Annotated in this window: 1 protein-coding gene; it reads right to left on the bottom strand. The window is 65.9% G+C overall.

Going from position 1 to position 816, the window contains the following annotated elements; translation table 11 throughout:
- Positions 1 to 816, bottom strand: an 816-nt coding sequence (locus L692_RS0103475; protein WP_025697251.1) for an aminotransferase class V-fold PLP-dependent enzyme, incomplete at both ends; no start/stop codon positions are given.

The following is an 816-nucleotide window of genomic DNA, read 5'->3' as shown; positions in this document are numbered from 1 at the left end:
CCCGCCCCCCCCCCCTGCCAGTCTTCCCTGTTGCCCACAATCGCCTTCAAGGCCGACAGGATGAAGGCGACGTCGGCGGAGGTCATCACGGGATGCAGTGACAGGCGGACCCATCCGGGACGCAGAGATTGATCGCCGCTCTGGATCGTCTTGCTCATAAGGGCGGAGGCCTCCCGGCCGATGGAGAGCAGGTAGTGCCCGTAAGGGCCCGCGCAGGAGCAGCCGCCCCGGGCCTGGATGCCGAAGCGGTCGTTCAGCAGCCTGACCACGAGGTTGTAATGCATATCCCGGACCGTCAGGGAGACGATTCCAAGACGGTGGCGGGCGTCGCCTTCCAGCACCGTGATCTCCGGTATTCCCTGAAGTCCGTCCAGCAGCTGGCGGCACAGCGCCCGCTCCTGCCGCAATATGCGCTGCGTCGTCATCCGCTCCTTCAACCGAAGGGACAGCGCGGTCCGGATCGCCTGAAGGAAGCCGGGGGTTCCGCCGTCCTCCCTGGCCTCAATTCCCCGGGAATAGCGGGGGCCCTCCCACGGGCTTACCCAGGAAACGGTGCCGCCGCCTGGCTCATCGGGCCGCCGGTTGCCGTAGAGCGCGGCATCGAATATCAGGACCCCGCCCGATCCCGGTCCGCCGAGAAATTTATGCGGCGAGAAGAAGATGGCGTCCAGCTTCTCCAGCGGCGACGGCGGGTGCATGTCGATGCCCGTATAGGGCGCGCTTGCCGCGAAATCGACAAAGCACAGACCGCCATGACGGTGCATGACGGCGGCCAGGTCTCTGTACGGCGTCTCGATTCCGGTCACATTCGAGCAG

The organism is Paenibacillus forsythiae T98, assembly GCF_000520735.1.
In the GTDB taxonomy this organism is placed as follows: domain Bacteria; phylum Bacillota; class Bacilli; order Paenibacillales; family Paenibacillaceae; genus Paenibacillus_AQ; species Paenibacillus_AQ forsythiae.
This window is presented reverse-complemented; position numbering and strand designations above follow the sequence as displayed.